Here is a 21,190-nt window from a genome sequence, read left to right on the forward strand (position 1 = left end):
AACTAATAACTGACCTGCGACACCTGTACACGCCAATCACCGGCTTCGTCACAGGGGTTGGCCACTTCCTCAATGGCACCCGGAGCCACTTCGAAAGCCTGTACGCTCAGCGGCCGCACCGCATCTTCACGGGTGTAACTAAACACCCCGCTGACATTGCTATCACAATGATTTTTCACCAGAAAGCGCGTCGATACCTTGTCGCGCATATAATAGGCACAGCTGGAGGATTTAGACACCGAGGTGTGCGTCTCTACTTTCCAGTCGAGACATTGCTCAGGTTCGGCGGCCTGGCACAGCGAAGACAGGCTAAAGCCGGCGAGTAAGGCGCTCATTGCGAAGACTGTTTTCATAAATCCACCCACTGTTATTATCTAAATAGCTGCGCTGACAATCATCCCTGAAGGACTACAGCTGAACTTTTCCTGTTGGGGTAACAATAGCGGAAACACCCCCTCTCATCAGCTGGCATTTTCCCTTACTCAGCTATCGCTAACGACTATATTTAGCCTTCATTCAAGCAGTTATCGGCACTTCCTAGCGGGCGATCACGCCATACAAATTACTCAAAACGTGAACAGATCGACAGCTTCAATCTGTTAAGTTAAGTATCAGCCGTCGCAGCAAACGCATTTTGCCCCCCTCTGGATGCTCTAAGCCGAGCACCGCGAGTCGTTCATCACCCAGCCCGTCGTGTTGCCGTCGTTTAAGCAGTGTCCGACAGCGTTCAACTGGACCCATCGCGTTAATGCGCATCAGTATCGCCGCGGCGGCCAGTTCAGCCTCACTGAAGTCACAGCCCAGAGGATAGCGCGGACACAGCCCGCGCCGCTCGGCATCAGCAATCAAGGCCGCAATTTTCGCCGGCGTATTCCGCCGCTGTGATTCCGGCAACACAAAATCGGCAGCTAGCTTACCCGCCCGCTGCGCCTGACGAATTAAGTCGGGCTGAAAACGGCTATCGGCAATGGCAATCAGCGCTGCCGCCACCTCGGCATCAGACTTACCGCGCAAATCGGCAATCCCGTATTCACTAATCACAATATCGCGTAAATGCCGAGGGATGGTGCAGGCACCATATTGCTGGAGAATATTTGATTGCGGGCCGTCGCGGCCTTCACGGCAAGCACGAATCATCAATATCGAGCGCCCGGTTTGCAACTGATGGGCCATCGCCACAAAATTGTACTGCCCCCCCACCCCGGAAATGACTTGACCATTTTCCAAGGTATCCGAGGCCACCGCGCCATTCAGACTGACATTGAGACCGGTATTGATAAAACGCGCATCGCGGCGCTGGGCGCGAAATAAACGCGGATTGAGGTCTAGCTGATTAATTTTTTCTACGCCGCACATGGCCAAGCGCCGGCGCTCGCCTTCCGGCAAATCGCGCAAGCGCTGATAAAAATCCGCACTGCCCAGGAAAAAACCGCCGTGCAGTACCTTGCCATTGCGCAGCGCGCCGCCCAAGCAATGTTCAGCAATAAACTGCTGACTATCGGGGTTGGCGAGATTGGCCGCACAGCGCTGGCCAGCCGCACTGAAAATATAGCCCTCGTGATAACGGCAGTCCTCGCGAAAAAAACCGTGGTACTGCAGCGTCGCAAAATCCTTGCTGCGCAGCTCGCGCACACCGAGTTCGGCCATCGCCGGCAGGCAATCGGCGGTCAGGGCGTCGGCTCGACAGCGACCGTCGTTCAGCAGTTTTTGCAAGGCCCAGAAATCGTACACCTCGCGGCGCAAAATCCCCGCCTCGAACAAGTGCAGGAAGCCCTCAACAAACATCTCTGTGGCGCCGTACAAGCCCTGCGCAAAGGGGCCGCGCCCGCCCACCGAATCCGACAGCCCGGCATCCGCATTCAGTTCAGCCAGCAACTGGCGGTAGTCCTCATTGCGCTGCTGACGCAGCAACAGCGACTGCACAATCGCATCGCCCATGCTGCCAATGCCCAATTGCAAGGTACCGCCGTCTTTCACCAGACTGCTGGCCAGCAGGCCAATGGCATAGTCAGCGGCGGGTACGGGCTGCAACCGCGGCACCGCGAACAAGCCGTGGCGCTGGCTGTCAGCCGCCAGTAGATAATCAAAATTGGCCTCGTCCACCTCGGCGTCGCCATACATAAAAGGCAAATCCGGATGAACAACACCAATAACCACCAGTGGCCCACCTGCGGCGCGCAGCCGCCTGAGTAATTCGACCGAGGTATCGGGGTTACAGCTCATGCTCAAACGGCCGCGCTCATCGCGCGCCAGCAACTGCATCACCACATTGGCGCCGCGGGCGGCAATATCGCGGGCAGCGTGGCTGTAATTACTGCTGACGTAGTGCTGCTGGGCGCTGGCGTTACCGAGCCGAGCGCCGGCCTTGAAATAAAATTCCCGCAGGCGAATATTATCCGGCAGCTGGCCCTCCCGCTCGGCGGTGGCATACAAGGGTTCACGGTAGTGGGCAAACAGGCGATCAAACACCGGATTAAGCAGGCGTCCGCGCACAGGGTCTGCCTCGCGGGGCCGCTCCAGCGTCAGTGCTGTGAGGATCTCCAGCGACAGTTTGGGCTGCTGACAGGCGCGGCGATAAAACGCGTCGATCAGCGCCACCGGCTTGCCCAAGCCCAAGGGCAGAGCGATACACAGCTGATCGCCCAAGCGCCGGCACACCGCCTCAACGCAGCTCTGCTCATCACTCAGCCACTGCGCCGCGCCCGCCGCATTGCCGCCACTCGTTACGCTCTCTGTCACCCGGCCCGTCCTCTAGACATAAAAAAACTCCCCTGTTGTAGCACCCAGGGGAGTTTCTCGCCAGCGTCTGGACTGACTCAGTGCAGTTTCAGACGCGGCCGCCACAGGCGATTAAAACGCCCGGCAAGTAACAACATCGCGGTGCGCAGCCAGCCGTAAAGCGCAACCTGATGCATGCGATACAGGCTGATATACATCATCCGCGCCAACCAGCCCTCGACAAATACCGAGCCGCCGCGCAGGCTGCCCATCAAACTGCCGACTGCGGTGTAATTGGACAGCGACACCAGGGAGCCGTGGTCGCGGTAGCGGAAATCTTCCAGCGGCTTACCCGCTAACAGGCGCTGCAGGTTTTTGGCGGTATGCTTGGCCATTTGCTGCGCCGACTGGGCCCGCGGTGGAATAAATTTATTGTCGCCCATCGCACAGGCGCAGCAATCGCCGATCACAAAGACATTGGGATCTTCACTCAGCAGCGTTGGTGCTACCACAATCTGATTGATGCGATTGTGCTCAAGGCCCAATTCCGCCAGCATCGGCGGCGCCTTGATACCCGCCGCCCACACCAGAATATCCGCATCGATACGCCGGCCATCGGCGGTGGTAAAGCCCTCGGCATCGGCGCTCTGCACCTTGGTATCCAGATGCACTGCCACGCCCATTTTTTCCAGCTCGGCCTTCACCGTGGCCGCCAGCTCCGGCTTTAACACTGGCAGCAGGCTCGGCCCGGCCTCGATGACATCGACCTGTAAGCGGCTGCGATCGAGCTGCTCGTGACCATAGAGCTTGAGCAGGGCGACCGCGTGATGAATCTCCGCGGCCAGCTCCACACCGGTGGCACCGCCGCCCACGATGGCGATCGACAAGTTTTCCGCGCGGTGGTTAGCGCGCAGACACAGGTCCAAAAAGCGCTCGTGAAAGCGGTCGGCCTGCGCGCGACTGTCGAGAAACAGGCAGTGTTCACGCACCCCCGGCGTATTAAAATCATTGCCCTGACTGCCGATTGCCAACACCAAGTAATCGTAGTCGAGGCTGCGCTGCGGTAGTACTTCCTCGCCTTCGGCATTGCAGTGCGGCGCCAAAATCAGCTTGCGCTGCTCGCGATCGATGCCCTGCATGCGACCCAGCTCAAAGTGATAGTGGTTGCGCCTGGCGTGGGCGCGGTAATCCACCGCATCCAGATCGGCGTCAATGGCTCCGGTTGCGACCTCGTGAAAGCGCGGTTTCCAGATATGGCTGGCACAGGTATCTACCAAGGTAATGTCGGCCTTGCCGGCCCGCCCCAGTTTTTTACCCAAGGCGCTGGCCAGCGGCAGCCCCCCGGCACCTCCTCCCACAATGACAATTTTTTTCGTCATAACACTACTACTCCAAGAGAATAAAAATCGATGGGGTAACGACCGCCCTCGCTAATTGCATCTGCTATGCTCTAGGGGACATAGATACTGGCGATCGAACTGAATGACTGAGCAAGACCCTCCCAAACGGCGCTACTTCAGGGTCCCCTACCCGGAAAAAGCACAACCCCCGTTTCACGCCACCTCTGGCCAGCGCTATGCGGTGTTGGATATCTCGGAAAAAGGCCTAAAAATTAATGCCATCAATGATCCGGCACTACCGGTATCGGCGCGGCTAAGCGGCATCATTGAATTGCACGGCGGCAAGCGCATCAGCGCCGAGGGAGTTGTGTTGCGACAAGACCCCGACGGCGTCGCTGTCGCACTGGATAACAGTCTTGATGTCGGCCAGCTGTTTCGCGAACAGACCTATATCCGCAAACACTACCCGGTGTTCCTACTGCAAAAAACCTCGAAAACACCCCAGCGTTGACTCACTACGGGCCATTGAGAATGACTCGTGTCGCCAACTGAATCTCGCGCAAAAAACTCAACAGAGAAACGATCAAAAACATCATTGCCAACACGAACAGCCCCACCACGGCAAATCCACTGTCCCAATTGCCCACGGCGCTGATAAACAAGGTGGCGATAACCGTACAGACCAACAGGGCGCTCACCGTGCTAAAGCCAATGGCACGATTGACCACCCGAGCCCGGCTAGTCAGCACCAACAGCTCGCTGTGTATGCTCGCCGACTTTTCCTCACCCACCATTTCCAAACGAGCATGTAAATTCCGCGAGCGATCGATAATACGCGCAAGGCGATTGGTTAATACATTGAGGATCGCGCCAATCCCCGCCAACAAAAACACCGGGGCCACTGCCTGCTGAATCGCATGCGTGATCGGCACTACAGATATATCAACAGCCATTGCCGGCAAACGCTCCGAGTTTATCACTAACCAAAATAACTAGCTGCGCAAATATACCGCACCGTCAATACATTCTATATCGAAGGTCTTCAAGGCTTGAGGGGCCCTCCCCATTGCCAGCAACTTGTGGCTCCAGCGGGGCAACTCCGCACCCAAAATGGCGTGCGCCCAGTCAATATTATCGCCACTTAGCAAGTCAAAACTGCTGCCGTGAAAAGGGCAGGTCACGGCGCCATCGCAGATTTTACCGCGCGCCAAGGGCAAGCCCAAGTGCGGACAGCGATTTTCGACAGCGGCAATCTGGCCATTGACTCTAGTCAATAAAAGCTTTTGACCGTCGACTTCACGCTTCAAGAATTCCCCATCTTTAACTTCTTCTAGCGAGGCAATAAAACGCGGTTCCATACTGAAGCTCTCCAGGTGCTAGCTGCTAAATAGGTAGTGCCGTGTTGTTAACTGGCGATTTCATCACAAAACTTGAGTGTACGCCGCTCACCCCCTCAATTCGAGTAATGCGTTCCAGTAACAGCGCCTGGAAGCCATCCATATCTTCAACAATCACCTTAAGCAGATAGTCCGCGTCCTGGCCGGTAATCAAATGGCATTCCAATACCTCCGCGCAGTCGGCCACCCGGCGCTCAAAATTCTCAAAGCGCTCAGGGGTGTGGCGATCCATGCTGATATGGATGAAGGCCATCAGTTTCATGTTTAACTGGCGGGCATTGAGCAAAGCCCGATAGCCCAGTATCAAGCCACTCTCTTCCAGGCGTCGCAGTCGCCGCAAGCAAGGCGATGGCGACAGACCAATACGGTCGGCCAGTTCCTGGTTACTCAGGCGGGCATTCTGCTGCAAGGCAGAAAGTATTGCGCGATCATAGCGATCAATTTGCATAAAACCCTCACAAAGAACACTGCACAGCAATATTATGCCAAATATTACAAAAAATAAGCTATTTTTAATAAATTCCGGCGGAATATCACCCTCACTTCGCAATCGCCTGCCCGGCCTTATTCCCTACACTATCTCCCGTAGCCAAACCCCCGGCAGTTACCGCTGCCAGCAGCGGCCAAAGGCGCGACAACACCCCGTCGCCCCACTGCGCCCTTTCTAGCCCACAAGGCCGGAATGACACAGCGCCCGCTATCCGCGGGCCGATAAACCAACAAACAGAAGATGAGGCCAAGCCTCACGGCAGGAAAAACATGAGCTTTGACCACCGCAAATACCGCGCCACGCCGCGCATCGATCTGCCCAACCGCCAGTGGCCCAATCGCGCGATCGAGCGGGCACCCGACTGGTGTTCCGTCGACCTGCGCGACGGCAATCAAGCATTGGTAGAGCCGATGACGGTGCAGCAAAAGCTGCGCATGTGGGACTTGCTGGTCAAACTCGGTTTCAAAGAAATTGAGGTCGGCTTTCCCTCGGCCTCGCAACCGGACTTCGATTTTGTGCGGGCACTGATCGACGGCGACCGCATTCCCGACGATGTCAGTATTCAAGTCTTAGTCCAAGCCCGTGAAGAATTGATTGCGCGCAGCTTTGAAGCCCTCAAGGGCGCCAAGCGCGCCATCGTTCATGTCTACAACTCCACCAGTCCCGTGCAGCGCGAAAGGGTATTTGGCCTGGACAAAAGCGGCATCACCGCCATTGCCGTGCAGGGCGCGAAATGGGTGCGCGACTACGCCGCGCAGTACCCGCAGACCCAGTGGTCATTCCAGTACTCACCCGAGAGTTTCAGCAGCACCGAGGTCGACTACGCGGTGCAGGTCTGTGATGCGGTGATTCAGCAGTGGCGCGACAGCGGCAATCCTCTGATCATCAACTTGCCCGCCACCGTGGAGTGCGCAAGCCCCAACGTCTTTGCCGACCAGGTGGAATATTTCTGCCGACACAGCCAATACCGCAGCGACTACCGGGTTTCCATTCACACCCACAACGACCGCGGCTGCGGTGTGGCGGCTGCCGAGCTGGCGGTCATGGCCGGCGCCGACCGCATCGAGGGCACCTTGCTGGGCAACGGCGAGCGCACCGGCAATATGGACATTGTCACCATGGCGATGAATCTTTACAGCCAGGGCGTCGACCCGCAGTTGAACCTCTCGGACATGGACGAGATCATCTCCGTGGTCGAGCACTGTACCGACATCGGCCTGCATCCCCGCCACCCCTACGCGGGTGAGCTGGTATTCACCGCCTTTTCCGGCAGTCATCAAGACGCCATCAAAAAGTGCATGGCAAAACAGCGTGATGACCAGCCCTGGCAGGTCGCCTACCTGCCCATCGACCCCGCCGATCTGGGACGCAGCTATGAGGCGGTCATTCGTATCAATAGCCAGTCCGGCAAGGGCGGCGTCGCCTGGGTACTGGAAAACGACTACGGTCTGCAACTGCCGCGCTGGCTGCAAGTCGACGCCAGTCGCAAAGTACAGGCCGAGGCCGAGGCACAATCGGGCGAGCTTAGCAGTGCGCAGATCTGGTCGGTATTTGCCGACAATTATCTGCACGCCGCTCAACAAGCCATGCAAAACTTCTCCCTCAGCCAAGACAATGGCGAGCACGGCGGTCACGACCAGCTGCGCTTACAGCTTGAGCTGGACGGGCAGTGCGTGGAATTACGCGGCGACGGCGACGGCGCCATCAGCGCGCTGGTCAACGCCTGGCGCGACCAGTTTGGCGAGCGCATCGAAGTGCTCGATTACAGCGAGCACGCGCTGAACACCGGCACCGCCGCCGAAGCCATTGCCTATGTCTTGCTGAGCATCAACAAGCAGCGCTACATCGGCGTAGCCAAACACCGCGACGTGGTCGGTGCCTCCCTGCAAGCGGTTATCAACGCCGCTGCCCAGTCACAGCAGGCTTGCGCCCAGCGCCAAGCCAGTTAAACCGGGGCCGGAAAGAGCGTCTCGCGCCACTCCGGCCTGCCACATCCGCCCCCAACTCCTCCGCCAAAGCAGCACCGGCAAGGGCTGCCAATACCTCCCTTCTTGAAGACATTTCGGCGACGATTCAGCCAACAGCGGACTCGACCATCGCGCTTGCCCAATGGTAGCTTAGCTAGCCAGCAAGCAAGCATCGCCAACAGAATAGAACCGAGGACCTCAGCATGCAGCCCAGCGACCCGCTTATTCGCGCCGTTGAAAGCATTAAGCACTTTGATATTACAACCGAGGTCTTGGTGTGCGGCTATGGCGGTGCCGGCGCAGCCGCAGCACTGGAAGCGGCGAGAGCCGGCGCGCAGGTGACCATTCTTGAACGTGCCAGTGCTGGCGGCGGCGCAACCGCAATGTCCAGCTGTGAAATGTATCTGGGCGGCAGTGGCGGTACCGCCCTGCAAAAAGACCTGGGCTTTGAAGACAGCAGTGACAATATGCTGGCCTACCTGCGCGAGGCGCTGGGGGCCTATGGCGACGATGAAAAAATACGCTGCTACACCGAGGGCGCCGCCGAGCATTTCGACTGGGTCGAGTCTCTAGGCGTTCCCTATAAACGCGCCGCCCTATTGGAACGCACCGTGGTGCCGCTCAGCGACGAGTCGTTGTTGTATACCGGCAATGAGAAATCCCACCCCTTTAACCGCGCCGCCACCCCGGTGCCCCGGGGTCACGTGCCCTCTAAAGAGGGCGACGAAGGTGGCAAGATATTTATGCAAGCCATCATGAAGCAGGTCGCCAATGCCGGCGTCAGGGTACTGAACGACTGCCGAGTACTGGCGCTGCTGGCAGACAGCCATGGCGGCATTTGCGGCGTGATCGCCAAACGCGACAATCGCGAGATCGCCATCCGCGCCGAGCGCGCAGTGGTGCTGACCACCGGGGGTTTTGTGATGAACGAGGCGATGACCCGGCAATACCTCCCGGAGATTCACCAGTATGCGGTGCCCTATGGCAATAGCTACGATATGGGCGACGGTATCGCACTGGGCATGGCCGCCGGCGGCCAAGCCATTAATATGGACCAGGCCTTTATGTCCTTCCCGCTCTACCCGCCCGCCTCGCTCACCTATGGCATTCTGCTCAACCAGCGCGGCCAGCGCTATGTCAATGAAGATGCCTACCTGGCCCGCCTCGCTCACTACTCCTATAGCCAGCCCGATCAACGATGCTATTTGCTGGTTCAAGCCGAAGACTATCAGCCCTCTGACTACCTCGAGCGCGCGCCGATTATTGCCAGCGGCAACACGATTGCCGAAGTCGCCAGCGAAGCGCCCTTTCCCGCAGGGGTCTTGGAGCAAACCGTCAGTTATTTCAATCGACATGCCGCCCGCGGCGACGACCCGCTATTCCACAAAACGGCCGAGTGGCTGAAACCGCTGAGTAAGCCGCCCTTCGCCCTGCTGGACTACTCCGCCAGCGAGATGAAAGCGATCATCATGCCCGGCACTCGCGGACCATTGATCTTTACATTGGGGGGATTAAAGACGCGCTGCAGCGGCGAAGTACTCTCGCTTAACAATCAACCCATTGCGGGTCTGTATGCTGCAGGGCGCGTCAGTGCGGGGTTGCCGCGCACAGCCAAGGGCTATGCCAGCGGCATGTCGGTGGGCGACGCCACCTTCTTTGGACGATTGGCCGGGCGCAGCGCTGCGGCGGCGCGCCCGGCCAACTCGACTTAGTAGCGGTAGATTACATCCAGGCCGTAGCTGCGTGGCTCACCCCAGATTACCGCGCGATCGGCGTGCGGCAGGTTATCTACTGCGCTGACCACATAGTCTTCATCCGCCAGGTTTTTACCCCACAGTGCAGCAGTCAGCTGGCCGCCGGCAAGCGGAATGTCGTATACGCCCACACGGCCATTGATCAGCTTGTAGTCGTCCATAAAGACGTTTTTAGCAGACTCTGTACGGGTAGAACCGGCGCGATCATCCATGTAGTTGTAGCTCAGGTTAACACCGACGCGGCCCCAGTTACGCTCCAACACCGTGTAATCCAGCGCGGCGGTATAAGAGTGCTGAGGCGCGGAACTGAACACAAACTCATCAGTAATATCCTCACCCGAATCCGGGTCAGTCGCCTTGGTGATCTCGGCATCCAAGTAGGCGTAGTTGAGCATCAACAGCAACTGGCGAGAGGCCAGGAAGGTCAGGTCCATTTCAAAACCGCTCATCTCCGCCTCACCGGCGTTGACCACTTGCGTGTCGGCGATGGTACCGTCGATCAGGAAGTTCAACTGGATATCAGTATAGTTACTGAAGAACACATCGGCATTCAAACGCAGGCGGCGATCAAGCAGCTCTGACTTCAAACCCAGCTCGACAGAGTTCACCTTCTCTTCGGCAAAACCGGCAGCAAAGCGCGCCGCATCGGGATCGCGAGTGTTGAAGCCACCACTTTTGTAGGCCTCGGTGTATTTGGCGTAGACATTGCTGTCGTCGTTCAATTCCCACTCGGCAATAAACTCAAAGGAGTCATCGGCATACTCGCGGGTATTTTCCGCTGACCAAGACGAGGCCCCCAGCGGCGCAGAAGGCGGCGTAATATTAACCACCTGACCATTGGCATTAAGGGTGGTCACAGTTTCTACCCGGTTTTCCGTCGCACGCTCCTGAGATGCCATCCGCGAATCTTCTGAGTGGCGCGCACCGAAGGTGAGATGCAGGCGCTGATCGAGAAAATCAGGGGTATAGGTGGCGCGGCCGTACATCGCCCAGGCGTCGTTTTCAATTTCGTAGAACTGGCTATTAAAGTTAGTCAGTGTCGTTGTCGACGTGGTTGTGCCGTTATCAATAATAGAAATTGGGCCACTAAACTGGTGGTGCAGCGGTGCATTGTCTTCCGTTGCCGACTCTTCAAAGTAATACAGGCCACCGACATACTCGATGCGAGAGTCCATAAACAAGCCGTTAAACTGCAGCTCGTGCGAGCTCTGCTCCTGACTCAGCACACGCAGTGTACCGGGAATAAACAGCGAACCGTCTTTGCTGCGATAGTCGCCGTTGTCGATCCGGTAACTGTCGCTGCCACTGGCCACCAGGTCTGAATAGCCGCCGTCTTCCAGCTCGCGCTGGGCATAGAGGTAGCTGACACTCAGGTCTTCGTTAATGTCATAAGCCAGTTTGAGCATATGACCGGAAATCTCGGTGTAGGACGCCTTCAGCGGCTGGCTGGTTGCCATGCTGGTGGCACGCTCGCCAGAGTAGTCATAAAACTGCTGGGAATTGGTCGCCAGCTGGGCGTTGATTCCCTCGGCAGGAGTGCTTGGCGCACTATTCACCGTCGGCCGGGTCATCGCCTGATAGGCGTAGTTGACGGTATCCATATCGGCATCGTCATAACTGTAATCCAGGCGCAGGCGGTCAGTGATATCCCAGCGCAAATCCACGCGATAGCCGGAGATGTCGCGGTCGCCAAAGTCTTCACCCGGGCCAGTGTTCTCGATATGACCATCCATTTGTGAGGTCAAGTAGGCCAGCTTCACGGCGGCGGTATCGGTCAGAGGCGCATTGACTGTGGTCTTGCTTTTAAACAGCTCGCGATCTCCCACTGTGAACTGCTGCTCAAGTGCAAAAGCTTCGAGGTCCGGGCGACGACTCACCAGGTTAATGGTGCCGCCGGTGGAGTTGCGACCGTACAAGGTACCCTGCGGCCCACGCAGTACTTCTATGCGCGCAAGATCGGCGACATCCATGGTCAAACCGGTTGAGCGGGCGATATAGGCGCCGTCAAGATAAATCCCCACCGGCGGATCCTGGGTAATCTGGGCGTCGATCAGGCCAATACCGCGAATAAAAATCCGCAGTGTGGCATTGCTAATGGGAAACGGCTCAATGGTCATGCTGGGTACGCTAGAGGCGATATCGCTCAAGCCGCCGATGCCATTTTTCTCCAATTGCTCAGCACCAAAGGCCGTCAGAGAAATGGGGGTATCCTGCAGTGATTCCGCTTTTTTTTGCGCGGTAACAATCACTTCTTCCAAAGCGATATCGGCCCGAGCAACCGACAGCTGGGTGGCCAGTGCCGCCGCGACAGTCAAGTAGGTTGAGGTTTTCATCTTTAGTTTCCTATTCAAGGTATTAGTTTTTCTGGCCTTTAGTGGCACGCAACTCGGCGACACACAGTGCGACGACAATGAAATCAATGGCGGTATGCAGGTAGGCAAACGGCGTTACCTCTATCGTCAGAATGCGAATCAGCGCGCCGCAGCCAAACAGCAGTGGTAAAACCGTCGCCAACCACAGCGACCAACGTCGCCCAGTCAGCAGGCAACCGCCGACCACTAAAAAGAGCATGCCCGCCAGAGAAGACTGGACAAGATTGGGGTCATCGGTGCCGTAAATCAGCAGCTGACTGGGGTGACTGACACCGGAAAACAGCATCATGTAAGCGGCAATTTTCTGTCGCAAGGTCCTACTCCTCTGTATTGTTATGATTGATAAAAATGGGTGATGACCACGCCCGCTCAGCCACCGGGGCCAGGCAGTCGTCACTAAAATCAGTGCGGTAATCGCCAAAGCAAGGCTGGGTGTCGCCCTTGTCGTTACTCGGCAGCGGCTCGCCATTGATCGCCGGCGTCGGCTCCTGCAGCGCGCGGACGTAGTAGATCGTGTCGCGGGTGAACTCCTCATCGCTGAACTCAACCACACAGCCCTGACTGCTGGGCTCGCACTGCAGTGTTTTCCAGGGGTCTTCGATCAGGTCTTCTACCGGCTCGCCGCGATAGCGCTGCGGGCGGATGCGAATCACTTCGATGGCGGTAATGGCGTGACGCTCAGAGCTGGGGTTGTAGCACTCGCCGGCGCAGAGGTAGTCGAGCCGATCGCTGGCCAAGGCATTGCGGCTAGCCGTCGGGCAGCCCGGCAGCTGGACAAAATCGCCGGCCGCCCGCACCTGGAATCGCGGCGCTTCGGCCATCGTTGTTTCACTGCCCATCGGCAGGACGCCCTGCGGAGCGTTAATCAGATCAAACCACAGCAGCATCCGCGGGCCACTGGTGCCGTAGGTCTCGCGGCGCTTAAGCGCCGACCAGATATCATCGCGACGGCGGCTGTCGCTGTGCACGGCAACAATGCCGCCGGGATAGCTAAAGCTGCCCGAGCGGAAGTCGGGAATCCCGGCGCCAATATCCACCGTTTCAGGCTGCTGCGGGTCATCCATCTTGGGCATCGCCAGGCGCGCATAAAACTCTGAACGCAGGCCGGTGGCGAAGGTCATTTTGCGGCGTTCGTACTGCTTGTAACCGGTTCCCGGCCGCGCAGTGTGATCGTCTGTCGAGGCGATAAAGCCGTATTTAAACCGCAGTGGCTTACCGTCTTCACCGCGCTCGTCAAAATTGGATATCGCCATGGCGTACTGGGCCGAGGCCTTGGGGCGCATACTCAACGACGGCTTGAAGCAATCGGTACATTGGCCGCAGCTGCCCCACTCTTCCGGCGCTGCATCGGGAAACACCATATGCGGATAGGGCCCGGCGTTAAGCGCCTTGTTGCGGGCATCCGCCACCCGCGCATTGCACTCGCCCTCACTCAAACCGTCGCAGCGACTGCGCATAATTTCGCCGGCCTGCCAGCAACAGGGGGTAAAGTCATCGCTGGGCGGCGGGCAAACCTTATTGCCGTCGGCATCCAGGGCGAAGTGATCCCAGCTGCGGTATTCCTCGCTGTTGCCGTGGCCCGACATCACTTCCAGCAAACGCTGGCTGGGGTCGTGCTGGGCACTGTTGAGCTGCTTGTCCCAACTGGCGCCATCGGGGGTATAGATCCCCCAGGTGTTGCCATGGGGAATGACAATATTGTCAAAACCCCAGCTGTCGAGTTTTCGGAACAAGTCCTGCGGGGTATCGGCCACCTCATTACAGTAGCCGTCAATCTGTGGACCATCTTTGTCGCGCGGGCAGTCGGCCCTCTCGTCGATGCGTGCCAGCAGCCAGCCGAGGTCGGCATAGCGCCGCCAGTTTAGCGGGTCGACGTACTTGAGCTTGGTCATGTTGCGGGTGTTGTCGAGGTTGCCCACGGTGCTGCCGCGCGGCCGGGCGCTGATCGGCCGACTTGGCAAATCCTCGTCGGCAGTGCCATTGAAAATCACATTTTTGTGCCCCCAGTGGCTGCTGGCTTCGGGGCTGACCTGAGTCCACTCCCAGCCGGCAAACACCACGGTATCGGGGTTTTGCGGATCAATCACCCGTGCATTGCAGTCGCGCACCGTTTGCTTGGTGTTCTGCCAATGCGCTTCGGTCAGGTTCTCGGCGTGATCATTGAAGCTAAAAAAATCCAGGGCCGCGCAGTGGCGGGCAAAATCGCAGGCATCGGCCGGTGGATGAAAACCCTGCTGGGCCATCACCGGCAGCTCCATGGCAAAGGCGTCTATCGAGAACGTGGTATGAACATGCAGATCGCCGAACAAGATCTGCCGGTCACGCGGCGCTGCCGGCGACAGCGCGCGATCCAGCTCGGCGCGACGGGCATCAATAGACTGCACCAGCGCCGGCTCTCGACCGGGGCCGGTAATCTCGCCCATTGGCTGTTCGGAACCGCTGCAAGCCCAAAGTGACAGGGCCGACAAAAGGGTGAGCAGACTTTTTCCTATACGCGCCATAATTTCTGTCCCTAGCTGAAAAACTGCACGGTATCGGCCAACGCCGCACGCTCAGTATGGCAAAGTTGACTGGGGTGATCGGGGTCGGCATAACCAAAGGACAGGCCGAACAGCAGCCGCAAGTCGTCGCCCAAGCCCAGCTCGGCACGCACCATATCGGCGTGAAAACTCAGTGCCGTCTGGGGGCAGCAGCCTATGCCCAAGGCGGTCATCGCCAGCATCACCGATTGGGCATACATGCCCAGATCGGCGGCTTCGCGCACACCAAAGGGTTCTGGCAAAAAGAAAAAAGCGACATGGGGCGCACCGAAAAAATCGAAATTGCGCATAAAGGCCTCGTGGCGACCGGCCTTGTCCTCGCGAGTAACACCCAGTGCCGAATAGAGGGCCGCTGCCGAACGGTGCTGGCGCTCACGATAAACGCCTTGATAGACACCGTCGTAGGGAAAATCCAGGGACATTTCACCGACAGCCATCGCCGCACTGATCTTGCCGGCCAACTCCCGGCAACGCTGTCCCGACACAACCGCCAGCTGCCAGGGCTGGGTATTGCAGTTTGACGGCGCGTGCTGAGCGACACTGAACACCCGCTCCAGCGTAGCCTTGGGCAATTCTTCCGGGAGATAACCGCGCACCGAACGACGCTGACTGAGCAGCGCCAGGCCCTCATTGAATTCCTGGGGCGCAATATTTCTGTGATCGTAATTATTCATAGTAAACCTATTACGCTGAGGCAGCCGACGCGGACAGGAAGACACTGATCAACCACGCCAAGACCTCATACCAAACCTTTTTAATACTCAATAGCCACGCCGGGGTTTCGCGCAGGGCTTTATCCTCGTGGGCCTTCACCAGCACATAGCTGTGAATATCCTTCACGTCCTCTTCGCTGAGCACCTCACCAAAGGCGGGCATGCCCAAGGTACTGAACAAACCGTTGTGAACAATCTCGTTAAACAGCTCGTGACTCGAGGGCTGCAGCCTGCGCAAGTCAGGCAGGGTGCCTCCGCTGATCGCACCGACGCCGTGGCAGTAGGCACAGTTTTCGGCGTACAGCACACCACCGCGCTCGGCGCGCAGCTCATCACCATCGGACAGCGGCGGTGGCGCGGGGATTTCAGCGGGTTCGGGCACGGCAGGCAGAGCTAAACTGGCGCCGAGCTTATAGGTCAGAAAGCGACTGCGGGCGGCACCCGGTGGCGGTTTCACCCCGGACATCAGGCCGAAGGCACCACCGCCCCCCACTGCTATCGTAATATACTGTTCACCGTCGACTTCGAAGCTAATCGGCGCCGCCAAAATGGGAGACTGCGTGTGTGCCTCCCAGAGCAATTCTCCAGTGCCGGCAGCGTAAGCCACGAAGCGCCGATCGCCATTGCCCTGAAAAACCAGGTCGCCGGCCGTCGACAGTACGCCGCCATTCCAAGGAGTCGGCAACTGGACTTCCCAAGCCGCTTTCTGGCGTTTCACGTCCCAGGCCAAGAGGAAGCCCTGCGCAATGCGCCGGGAAATAGCACGGTGCAGTAACTCGTTGCCGGGGGGAGCCTCACTGCGGTCGGTTCCCTGATTGCGCCAGCCGGGCTTGGCAACGAACTTTTCTGGCTCCACGTAGACGAAGGGCGCCTCCATCTTGGGGATGTACATCAGGCCGCGCTCGGGGTTGTAGGCCATGGGCTGCCAGTTGTGCGCACCGCCGCCACCCGGTTTCACCGTGGCCTTGCCATCGGCATAATCCGCGCCCGGCGTTTCCACCGGTCGGCCCGTACTTAAGTCATAGTGTGTGGCCCAGGTGACTTCGGCAAAGGGCTCTGCCGACAGCAACTCGCCGGTCACCCGATCGATGATCATGAAGAAACCGCTTTTCGGCGCCTGCATCAGCACTTTGCGGATCTCGCCCTGCCATTCAATGTCCGCCAGCACCATGTGTTGGGTCGCGGTGTAGTCCCAGCTCTCCGAGGGCACCACCTGGTAGTGCCAGACATACTCGCCGCTATCCGGCCTCACCGCGACAATCGAGCTGAGAAACAGGTTGTCGCCGCCACCGGGGCTGCGCAGCCGGCGGTTCCATGGCGAGCCATTACCGACACCGATATACAGCAGATCCAGCTCCGGGTCGTAGGCCATGTGGTCCCACACCGTGCCGCCGCCACCCAGCTTCCACCACTGGCCGTTCCAGGTCTCCGCCGCCATTGCCATGGCGGCATTTTCAAAGCCCTCTTCAGGGTTGCCGGGCACGGTATAGAAACGCCAGGCCTGCTCGCCGGTCTCACTGTCGTAGGCGGTGATATAGCCGCGCACGCCGTACTCCGCGCCGCCATTGCCGATCACCACCTTGTCTTTAACAATCCGCGGCGCGCCGGTAATGGTGTAGGGCTTGCTTTGATCGACGGTCAGCACTTCCCAGACACGCTGGCCACTGCTGGCATCAATCGCCACCAGACGGCCGTCGAGCGTGCCGACGTAAACCTTGCCGCGCCACACGGCAACACCGCGATTGACCACGTCGCAGCAGGCCTTGCCCGCCATGGTGCGCGGCACTCTGGGGTCGTATTTCCACAGCAGCTCGCCAGTTACGGCATTGAGTGCGTAAACCACACTCCAAGTGCCGCTGACATACATCACCCCGTCCACCACGATCGGTGTCGCTTCCAGGGCCCGGTCAGTATGGTCTTCAAAGTACCAAGCCAAGCCCAAGTCCTGAACGGTTTCCTTGTTGATCTGTCGCAAGGGGCTGTGACGCTGCTCGCCATAGTCGCGGCCGTGCAGCAACCAATTGTGGCGCTCATCACCGGCGGCAACAGCGCGCTGATGGTCAATTTCTGCCGCCAGCGCCACCGGCGCAGCCGCCCAGGCCCACAACATCACTAGCCCAGCAATTCGTAACAGCAACATATCAATGGCTCCCAGCAAATACGACGCGATCCGTTAAGGCGTCGGCAATCATCTCTCGAATACGCTCAGCGCGCTCTGGCAGCATCGCGTGCCCTGCTCCCTCTAGGTGTAACAACTTCACCCGCTGGGGAAACTGCCGCTGCAAACGCTCACCCGCGCCGCTGGCCGCGGCATCGTCTTGCGGCTCAATAACCACGATTGCCGCCTGTCCAGCCGCGCGCCACTGCTCGGCGGGCGTGTTGGCCGTGGCATAGGCCTGCGCCAAAGCAGCCATGGGATACCAGCCCGAGCGCCAGTAATCAGGGGCCTGATTCTGCGGCGAGAAAAATGCGCGATGCAGAGCCGCGTCGCGCTGCGACGCGGTGCCCAAACCAAACACCACGGTACTAATCGCACGGCTAACCGCCGGCGGCGGCGCGCCCTCGCCCGCCGCCAGCAATATCAACTTATGACGTTTTTGTGGGTAACGACTGGCAAACGCGCGGGCAATTCGGTTGCCAAAGGCGTGCCCGATCAGCGTAACCGGCTCGCCGACACCCTCGGCATCTAACACGGCCCGCACATCATCAGCATAGTCGAACAGAGTGGGACGCAAACCAACCAAGCTACTGCCGTCAATACCGCGGGCTTGGATGGCGATACTGCGATAACCGGCATCGTGCAAGGTCGGCAACAGCTCGTTGAAATCGGCCACCGAGCGCGCATAGCTGGCCAGCAGCACCACCGCTTTGCCGCCCTGCGGGCCCGCCGTAAAGTATTCGATCTGTCTGCTGCCGAGCTCAAGCTGATGCGCCTCGCCCGCTGCGGGGCGCGACGGCGAGTCTTTCAGGGCGAGGCTCAATGCGATCACCAGCAGCAGCGCGATGACGGCAACTATCTTCAAGGTTAGGTTTAGCAAGGTCTCTCCGCTCAGGTTAAAGCCCTAAGTGTTTTTATCGTTGCTAAACCATGGTGCAGGATGGCGAAAAATCCCAGCGAAGATGTAGGGGCGCAACATCGCCATTGGCGAACGCTGCGGAGGAATTACGTAACTTGCTGTTTTTATTTACTTATTTTTCTTTCTATACTGGGTTGGCGTAGAGCCGGTTTTTTTCTTGAAGTGGCTGTTAAATACATTCTGGCTATTAAAACCCGAGGCCATCGCCACCTCAGAAATACTCATTTCCTGACAGCTGCGCAGCAGCCCTGAAGCGTACTCAATGCGGAAGTTATTGACGTAATCAAAGAAGCTGGCCTGGCTGCGACTGTTAATCGTCTGGCTCAAATAGTTCGGTCGGGTGCCGACCAAGCGAGCGAGGTCCGCCAGTTTAATACCCGCCTGCAAAAAGGGTTTCTGCTCGGCCATACAGTTTTCCAGACGCCGCCAGATCGCATCGATCTGTTCGTCGCTAAGACCGGAGTTTTGATACTTTGCCGGCGCCGGCGACGACTGCTCGCTAGCCTCGCCCCCGTCAGCGCTTAGCTCTGCGCTGTTGCCCTGACGCACCGGCTCCTTTTGCACAGGCTCGGCTTCACCCGCATCCTGCTCGAAAATCAGTGGCTGCCGCAGGCCACGTAAACCGATGTAGTAAATCAGCATCACGCTGGCGACCACTGAAAACACCGCCCTCGGCATCTCCATAGACAGGTGGTACAGACGGTAGAGGTCGGTGAGCACGGTGAGCACGGCCACAACCAGACACAGCACCACCAAGGTGCGCAACCAATTTAAGTTTATCGATTCCAGTGCCGAAAACTGCTCGCGAATCCGCCGCCGGTAACTGCGCAAGCGGTACAAACTGCGCAGGGAATAACAGGCCAGCGAGACAAATACCGGTATTGACACCACCAACACCCGGCGCTGTACCACTTGCGGCAGATCCCCGAAGCCGTCATAGGCCTGCAGATCCCCCGGCAACAGTGGACCGCCCGGCAACAATAGCAACGCCGCCACCGGCACCGGCAACAAATGCAAGGCGTGGCGCCAACGCAGGCGCCATTGGGGCTCCACCAACAGGCGTACATAGAGGTACAGCAGCGGCCCAATCGCATAGCTGAAATGCAACACCAGATACAGCCCGCGGTAGTGCAGCGCACCCTCGGCCTGGTATTCCAAGGCCAGCACAAACAAGCGCAGGCTGAGCACAGCAATAAAGGCCGCCAGTGCGCGATTTGCCCGGCGGTTACCGTGACCGACGCCCAGCACCGCAAAAATCAAGATCGCACCTTGCGCAGCGCCCATTAACGCCAACGTGGATAGACTGAACATTCCCCCTCCTCAGTCCGCCGCTGCCAGCTGCTGACGCAGGCCGCTAATCAACAACGGCAGCCCCATGCTAATCGGCTCGTCGCTCACCACGGCCTCAAGTGCCGGGGCAATTGCCAAGCGCTGGCGATCGGCATTTTGCAGATACGAGCGTGTAATCGGCGACAGCTCGCTGACCACCGCCTTGCGACGCCCCTCGCGGCCGACCTCTGCCTGCAGCGAGGCGCGCATACACACCGCTCCCACCACCAACTGGATCATCGCCATATACGCGCGCACAGAGACCTCGGCACCGAAACCGGCGGCACCCAACTTGTTAACAAAACTATCTGTTACAGCAATGGCGTTGCCGCCAAGGCGCAGTGACCCCAGAATCGGCACCCAGCTCATATCCGCGCTGAGCGCGTTGTACATATTTATCGCTAGTTTTTCCAACCATTGGTCCCAATCCAGCTGGGTATCGGGCAGCACATCGGCGCGGGCAATAAATTCTTCAAAGGCCGCGGCCAACAATTCATCTTTATTAGTAAAGTGCTTATACATCGCCATGGCGGATACGCCAAGCTGACTGGCAACCCGGCGCATTGATAGACGCTCAACCCCCACCTCGGCAATCACAGCCAGGGCAGCATCGACAAAACTGCTGCGATTCAGCGCGCGGCTCATGGATATACTCCTAGGTGAATGAAGGGCGTCATTTAACCAAGGTTTACAGTGTAAACGCAATGTGATTACAATGCGTCAGCTTAGATGACGAGGAGATACGCATGATCGATCTAGCGCAGTGTGTGAGCCGCGATGGCTCGCAGGTCTACCGCCGCGTATTCCGCGACCAAGCCGTTTACGAGTTGGAGCGCGAATACATCTTTGGCCGCAACTGGCTCTACTTATGCCACGAATCGCAACTTGCGAATCCCGGTGACTATGTGCGCGCCTATATGTGCGACACCCCCATCATCGTCAGCCGCGGCGACGACGGCAACATTCACGCCATGGTCAACAGCTGCAGCCATCGCGGACTGCCGGTGTGCCGTAGCGACAGCGGCAATGCCAAGCGCTTTGTCTGCCCCTACCACAACTGGTCCTACCGCAGCGACGGCAGTTTGGCAGCCATCCCCCAGGACAGAAAGCTGGGTAGCGAGTCCTGTAAATCGGCGCTGGGCCTTAAAAAAGTCCCCCGTGTGGCCAGCTATGAGGGACTGATCTTCGGCTGCTTCGACGAGCGCGTGGAAAGCCTGGACGACTACCTGGGCGATATGAAGTTCTATCTCGACAGCCTGTTCAGACGCTTTGATGCTGGCATAGAAGTCGTCGGTCAGCCGCTCAAGTGGTCACTGTCAGCCAATTGGAAATTGCCCGTAGAAAACCAGCTGGGCGACGTCGCCCACGGCCCGTTTTTACACAACTCCCTGCTCGGCGGCACCGACTCAGTTAAGGAAATCGACGACTATGGCCTGAACTGCGTCCCCCGCCCCGGCCATGGCGCCGCAGTGCGACTGATGCCCGAAGGCAGC

The 21,190-nt window shown here is 58.5% G+C and carries 18 protein-coding genes; 4 read left to right on the forward strand and 14 right to left on the reverse strand.

What is annotated here, in order from left to right; translation table 11 throughout:
- Window positions 1–2: 2 nt before the first annotated feature.
- The 3 genes from ABYM29_RS06530 to ABYM29_RS06540 form a co-directional block, all read right to left on the reverse strand.
- Window positions 3–353, reverse strand: coding sequence for a hypothetical protein (locus ABYM29_RS06530; RefSeq protein WP_372863662.1), 351 nt, complete (start codon window positions 351–353; stop codon window positions 3–5).
- 238 nt (window positions 354–591) lie between these two features.
- On the reverse strand, window positions 592–2,739 hold the full coding sequence (locus ABYM29_RS06535; protein WP_372863664.1) for an acetyl-CoA hydrolase/transferase C-terminal domain-containing protein: 2,148 nt from the start codon (window positions 2,737–2,739) through the stop codon (window positions 592–594).
- A gap of 77 nt (window positions 2,740–2,816) precedes the next feature.
- Window positions 2,817–4,097, reverse strand: a complete 1,281-nt coding sequence (locus ABYM29_RS06540) for an NAD(P)/FAD-dependent oxidoreductase (RefSeq protein WP_372863666.1) — start codon at window positions 4,095–4,097, stop codon at window positions 2,817–2,819.
- 103 nt (window positions 4,098–4,200) lie between these two features.
- Between ABYM29_RS06540 and ABYM29_RS06545 the strand changes: the two genes are divergently transcribed.
- A complete protein-coding gene (locus tag ABYM29_RS06545; RefSeq protein WP_372863668.1) occupies window positions 4,201–4,569 on the forward strand; it encodes a PilZ domain-containing protein in 369 nt (122 codons plus the stop codon).
- 4 nt (window positions 4,570–4,573) lie between these two features.
- Here the strand turns inward: ABYM29_RS06545 and ABYM29_RS06550 are convergent, their stop codons facing one another.
- From ABYM29_RS06550 to ABYM29_RS06560, 3 genes are read right to left on the reverse strand one after another with little or no spacing between them, the layout of a single operon-like run.
- Complete coding sequence (locus ABYM29_RS06550; protein ID WP_372863671.1) at window positions 4,574–5,011, reverse strand: DUF2721 domain-containing protein; 438 nt, start codon at window positions 5,009–5,011, stop codon at window positions 4,574–4,576.
- Between the two features lie 39 nt (window positions 5,012–5,050).
- Complete coding sequence (locus ABYM29_RS06555; protein ID WP_372863673.1) at window positions 5,051–5,416, reverse strand: Rieske (2Fe-2S) protein; 366 nt, start codon at window positions 5,414–5,416, stop codon at window positions 5,051–5,053.
- Window positions 5,417–5,441: 25 nt separating this feature from the next.
- On the reverse strand, window positions 5,442–5,903 hold the full coding sequence (locus tag ABYM29_RS06560; RefSeq protein WP_372863675.1) for an Lrp/AsnC family transcriptional regulator: 462 nt from the start codon (window positions 5,901–5,903) through the stop codon (window positions 5,442–5,444).
- A 311-nt stretch (window positions 5,904–6,214) separates the two neighbouring features.
- On the opposite strand from ABYM29_RS06560, the gene leuA reads away from it, so the two are divergent.
- Both leuA and ABYM29_RS06570 read left to right on the forward strand, forming a co-directional pair.
- Window positions 6,215–7,894 (forward strand): 2-isopropylmalate synthase, encoded by a 1,680-nt coding sequence (gene leuA / locus ABYM29_RS06565; RefSeq protein WP_372863677.1) that lies wholly within the window; start codon window positions 6,215–6,217, stop codon window positions 7,892–7,894.
- Window positions 7,895–8,115: 221 nt separating this feature from the next.
- The gene (locus ABYM29_RS06570) at window positions 8,116–9,624 is read left to right on the forward strand and encodes an FAD-dependent oxidoreductase (RefSeq protein ID WP_372863678.1); all 1,509 of its coding nucleotides are present in this window, start codon (window positions 8,116–8,118) and stop codon (window positions 9,622–9,624) included.
- Here the strand turns inward: ABYM29_RS06570 and ABYM29_RS06575 are convergent.
- The 8 genes from ABYM29_RS06575 to ABYM29_RS06610 all read right to left on the reverse strand — a co-directional run bounded on the left by ABYM29_RS06575 (window position 9,621) and on the right by ABYM29_RS06610 (window position 20,342).
- Window positions 9,621–11,999 (reverse strand): TonB-dependent receptor, encoded by a 2,379-nt coding sequence (locus ABYM29_RS06575; RefSeq protein WP_372863681.1) that lies wholly within the window; start codon window positions 11,997–11,999, stop codon window positions 9,621–9,623. The two genes, ABYM29_RS06570 and ABYM29_RS06575, sit on opposite strands and share 4 nt — an antisense overlap.
- A gap of 22 nt (window positions 12,000–12,021) precedes the next feature.
- Complete coding sequence (locus ABYM29_RS06580; RefSeq protein ID WP_372863683.1) at window positions 12,022–12,351, reverse strand: hypothetical protein; 330 nt, start codon at window positions 12,349–12,351, stop codon at window positions 12,022–12,024.
- A gap of 4 nt (window positions 12,352–12,355) precedes the next feature.
- The gene (locus ABYM29_RS06585; RefSeq protein ID WP_372863685.1) at window positions 12,356–14,539 is read right to left on the reverse strand and encodes a DUF3604 domain-containing protein; all 2,184 of its coding nucleotides are present in this window, start codon (window positions 14,537–14,539) and stop codon (window positions 12,356–12,358) included.
- An 11-nt stretch (window positions 14,540–14,550) separates the two neighbouring features.
- Window positions 14,551–15,252 (reverse strand): nitroreductase, encoded by a 702-nt coding sequence (locus ABYM29_RS06590; protein WP_372863688.1) that lies wholly within the window; start codon window positions 15,250–15,252, stop codon window positions 14,551–14,553.
- Between the two features lie 10 nt (window positions 15,253–15,262).
- The gene (locus ABYM29_RS06595; protein ID WP_372863691.1) at window positions 15,263–17,431 is read right to left on the reverse strand and encodes a PQQ-dependent dehydrogenase, methanol/ethanol family; all 2,169 of its coding nucleotides are present in this window, start codon (window positions 17,429–17,431) and stop codon (window positions 15,263–15,265) included.
- A gap of 1 nt (window position 17,432) precedes the next feature.
- The gene (locus ABYM29_RS06600; protein WP_372863692.1) at window positions 17,433–18,329 is read right to left on the reverse strand and encodes an alpha/beta fold hydrolase; all 897 of its coding nucleotides are present in this window, start codon (window positions 18,327–18,329) and stop codon (window positions 17,433–17,435) included.
- 147 nt (window positions 18,330–18,476) lie between these two features.
- Window positions 18,477–19,679 carry a helix-turn-helix domain-containing protein gene (locus ABYM29_RS06605; protein ID WP_372863695.1) on the reverse strand — a complete coding sequence of 401 codons (1,203 nt, stop codon included), beginning with the start codon at window positions 19,677–19,679 and terminating at the stop codon, window positions 18,477–18,479.
- A gap of 9 nt (window positions 19,680–19,688) precedes the next feature.
- The gene (locus ABYM29_RS06610; RefSeq protein ID WP_372863697.1) at window positions 19,689–20,342 is read right to left on the reverse strand and encodes a TetR family transcriptional regulator; all 654 of its coding nucleotides are present in this window, start codon (window positions 20,340–20,342) and stop codon (window positions 19,689–19,691) included.
- Window positions 20,343–20,443: 101 nt separating this feature from the next.
- Here ABYM29_RS06610 and ABYM29_RS06615 point away from each other — a divergent pair.
- Window positions 20,444–21,190 (forward strand): aromatic ring-hydroxylating dioxygenase subunit alpha (locus ABYM29_RS06615; RefSeq protein ID WP_372863700.1); only part of this gene is annotated, 747 nt, incomplete at its 3' end.

Source organism: Spongiibacter sp. (assembly GCF_041602295.1).
In the GTDB taxonomy this organism is placed as follows: domain Bacteria; phylum Pseudomonadota; class Gammaproteobacteria; order Pseudomonadales; family Spongiibacteraceae; genus Spongiibacter.

What these genes read in the sequence shown, in the direction of transcription:
- ABYM29_RS06530 (WP_372863662.1), bottom strand. Translation starts at nt 353, where the DNA reads ATGAAAACAGTCTTCGCAATGAGCGCCTTACTCGCCGGCTTTAGCCTG.
- ABYM29_RS06540 (WP_372863666.1), bottom strand. Translation starts at nt 4,097, where the DNA reads ATGACGAAAAAAATTGTCATTGTGGGAGGAGGTGCCGGGGGGCTGCCG.
- ABYM29_RS06545 (WP_372863668.1), top strand. Translation starts at nt 4,201, where the DNA reads ATGACTGAGCAAGACCCTCCCAAACGGCGCTACTTCAGGGTCCCCTAC.
- ABYM29_RS06550 (WP_372863671.1), bottom strand. Translation starts at nt 5,011, where the DNA reads ATGGCTGTTGATATATCTGTAGTGCCGATCACGCATGCGATTCAGCAG.
- ABYM29_RS06555 (WP_372863673.1), bottom strand. Translation starts at nt 5,416, where the DNA reads ATGGAACCGCGTTTTATTGCCTCGCTAGAAGAAGTTAAAGATGGGGAA.
- ABYM29_RS06560 (WP_372863675.1), bottom strand. Translation starts at nt 5,903, where the DNA reads ATGCAAATTGATCGCTATGATCGCGCAATACTTTCTGCCTTGCAGCAG.
- leuA (WP_372863677.1), top strand. Translation starts at nt 6,215, where the DNA reads ATGAGCTTTGACCACCGCAAATACCGCGCCACGCCGCGCATCGATCTG.
- ABYM29_RS06570 (WP_372863678.1), top strand. Translation starts at nt 8,116, where the DNA reads ATGCAGCCCAGCGACCCGCTTATTCGCGCCGTTGAAAGCATTAAGCAC.
- ABYM29_RS06575 (WP_372863681.1), bottom strand. Translation starts at nt 11,999, where the DNA reads ATGAAAACCTCAACCTACTTGACTGTCGCGGCGGCACTGGCCACCCAG.
- ABYM29_RS06585 (WP_372863685.1), bottom strand. Translation starts at nt 14,539, where the DNA reads ATGGCGCGTATAGGAAAAAGTCTGCTCACCCTTTTGTCGGCCCTGTCA.
- ABYM29_RS06590 (WP_372863688.1), bottom strand. Translation starts at nt 15,252, where the DNA reads ATGAATAATTACGATCACAGAAATATTGCGCCCCAGGAATTCAATGAG.
- ABYM29_RS06595 (WP_372863691.1), bottom strand. Translation starts at nt 17,431, where the DNA reads ATGTTGCTGTTACGAATTGCTGGGCTAGTGATGTTGTGGGCCTGGGCG.
- ABYM29_RS06605 (WP_372863695.1), bottom strand. Translation starts at nt 19,679, where the DNA reads ATGTTCAGTCTATCCACGTTGGCGTTAATGGGCGCTGCGCAAGGTGCG.
- ABYM29_RS06610 (WP_372863697.1), bottom strand. Translation starts at nt 20,342, where the DNA reads ATGAGCCGCGCGCTGAATCGCAGCAGTTTTGTCGATGCTGCCCTGGCT.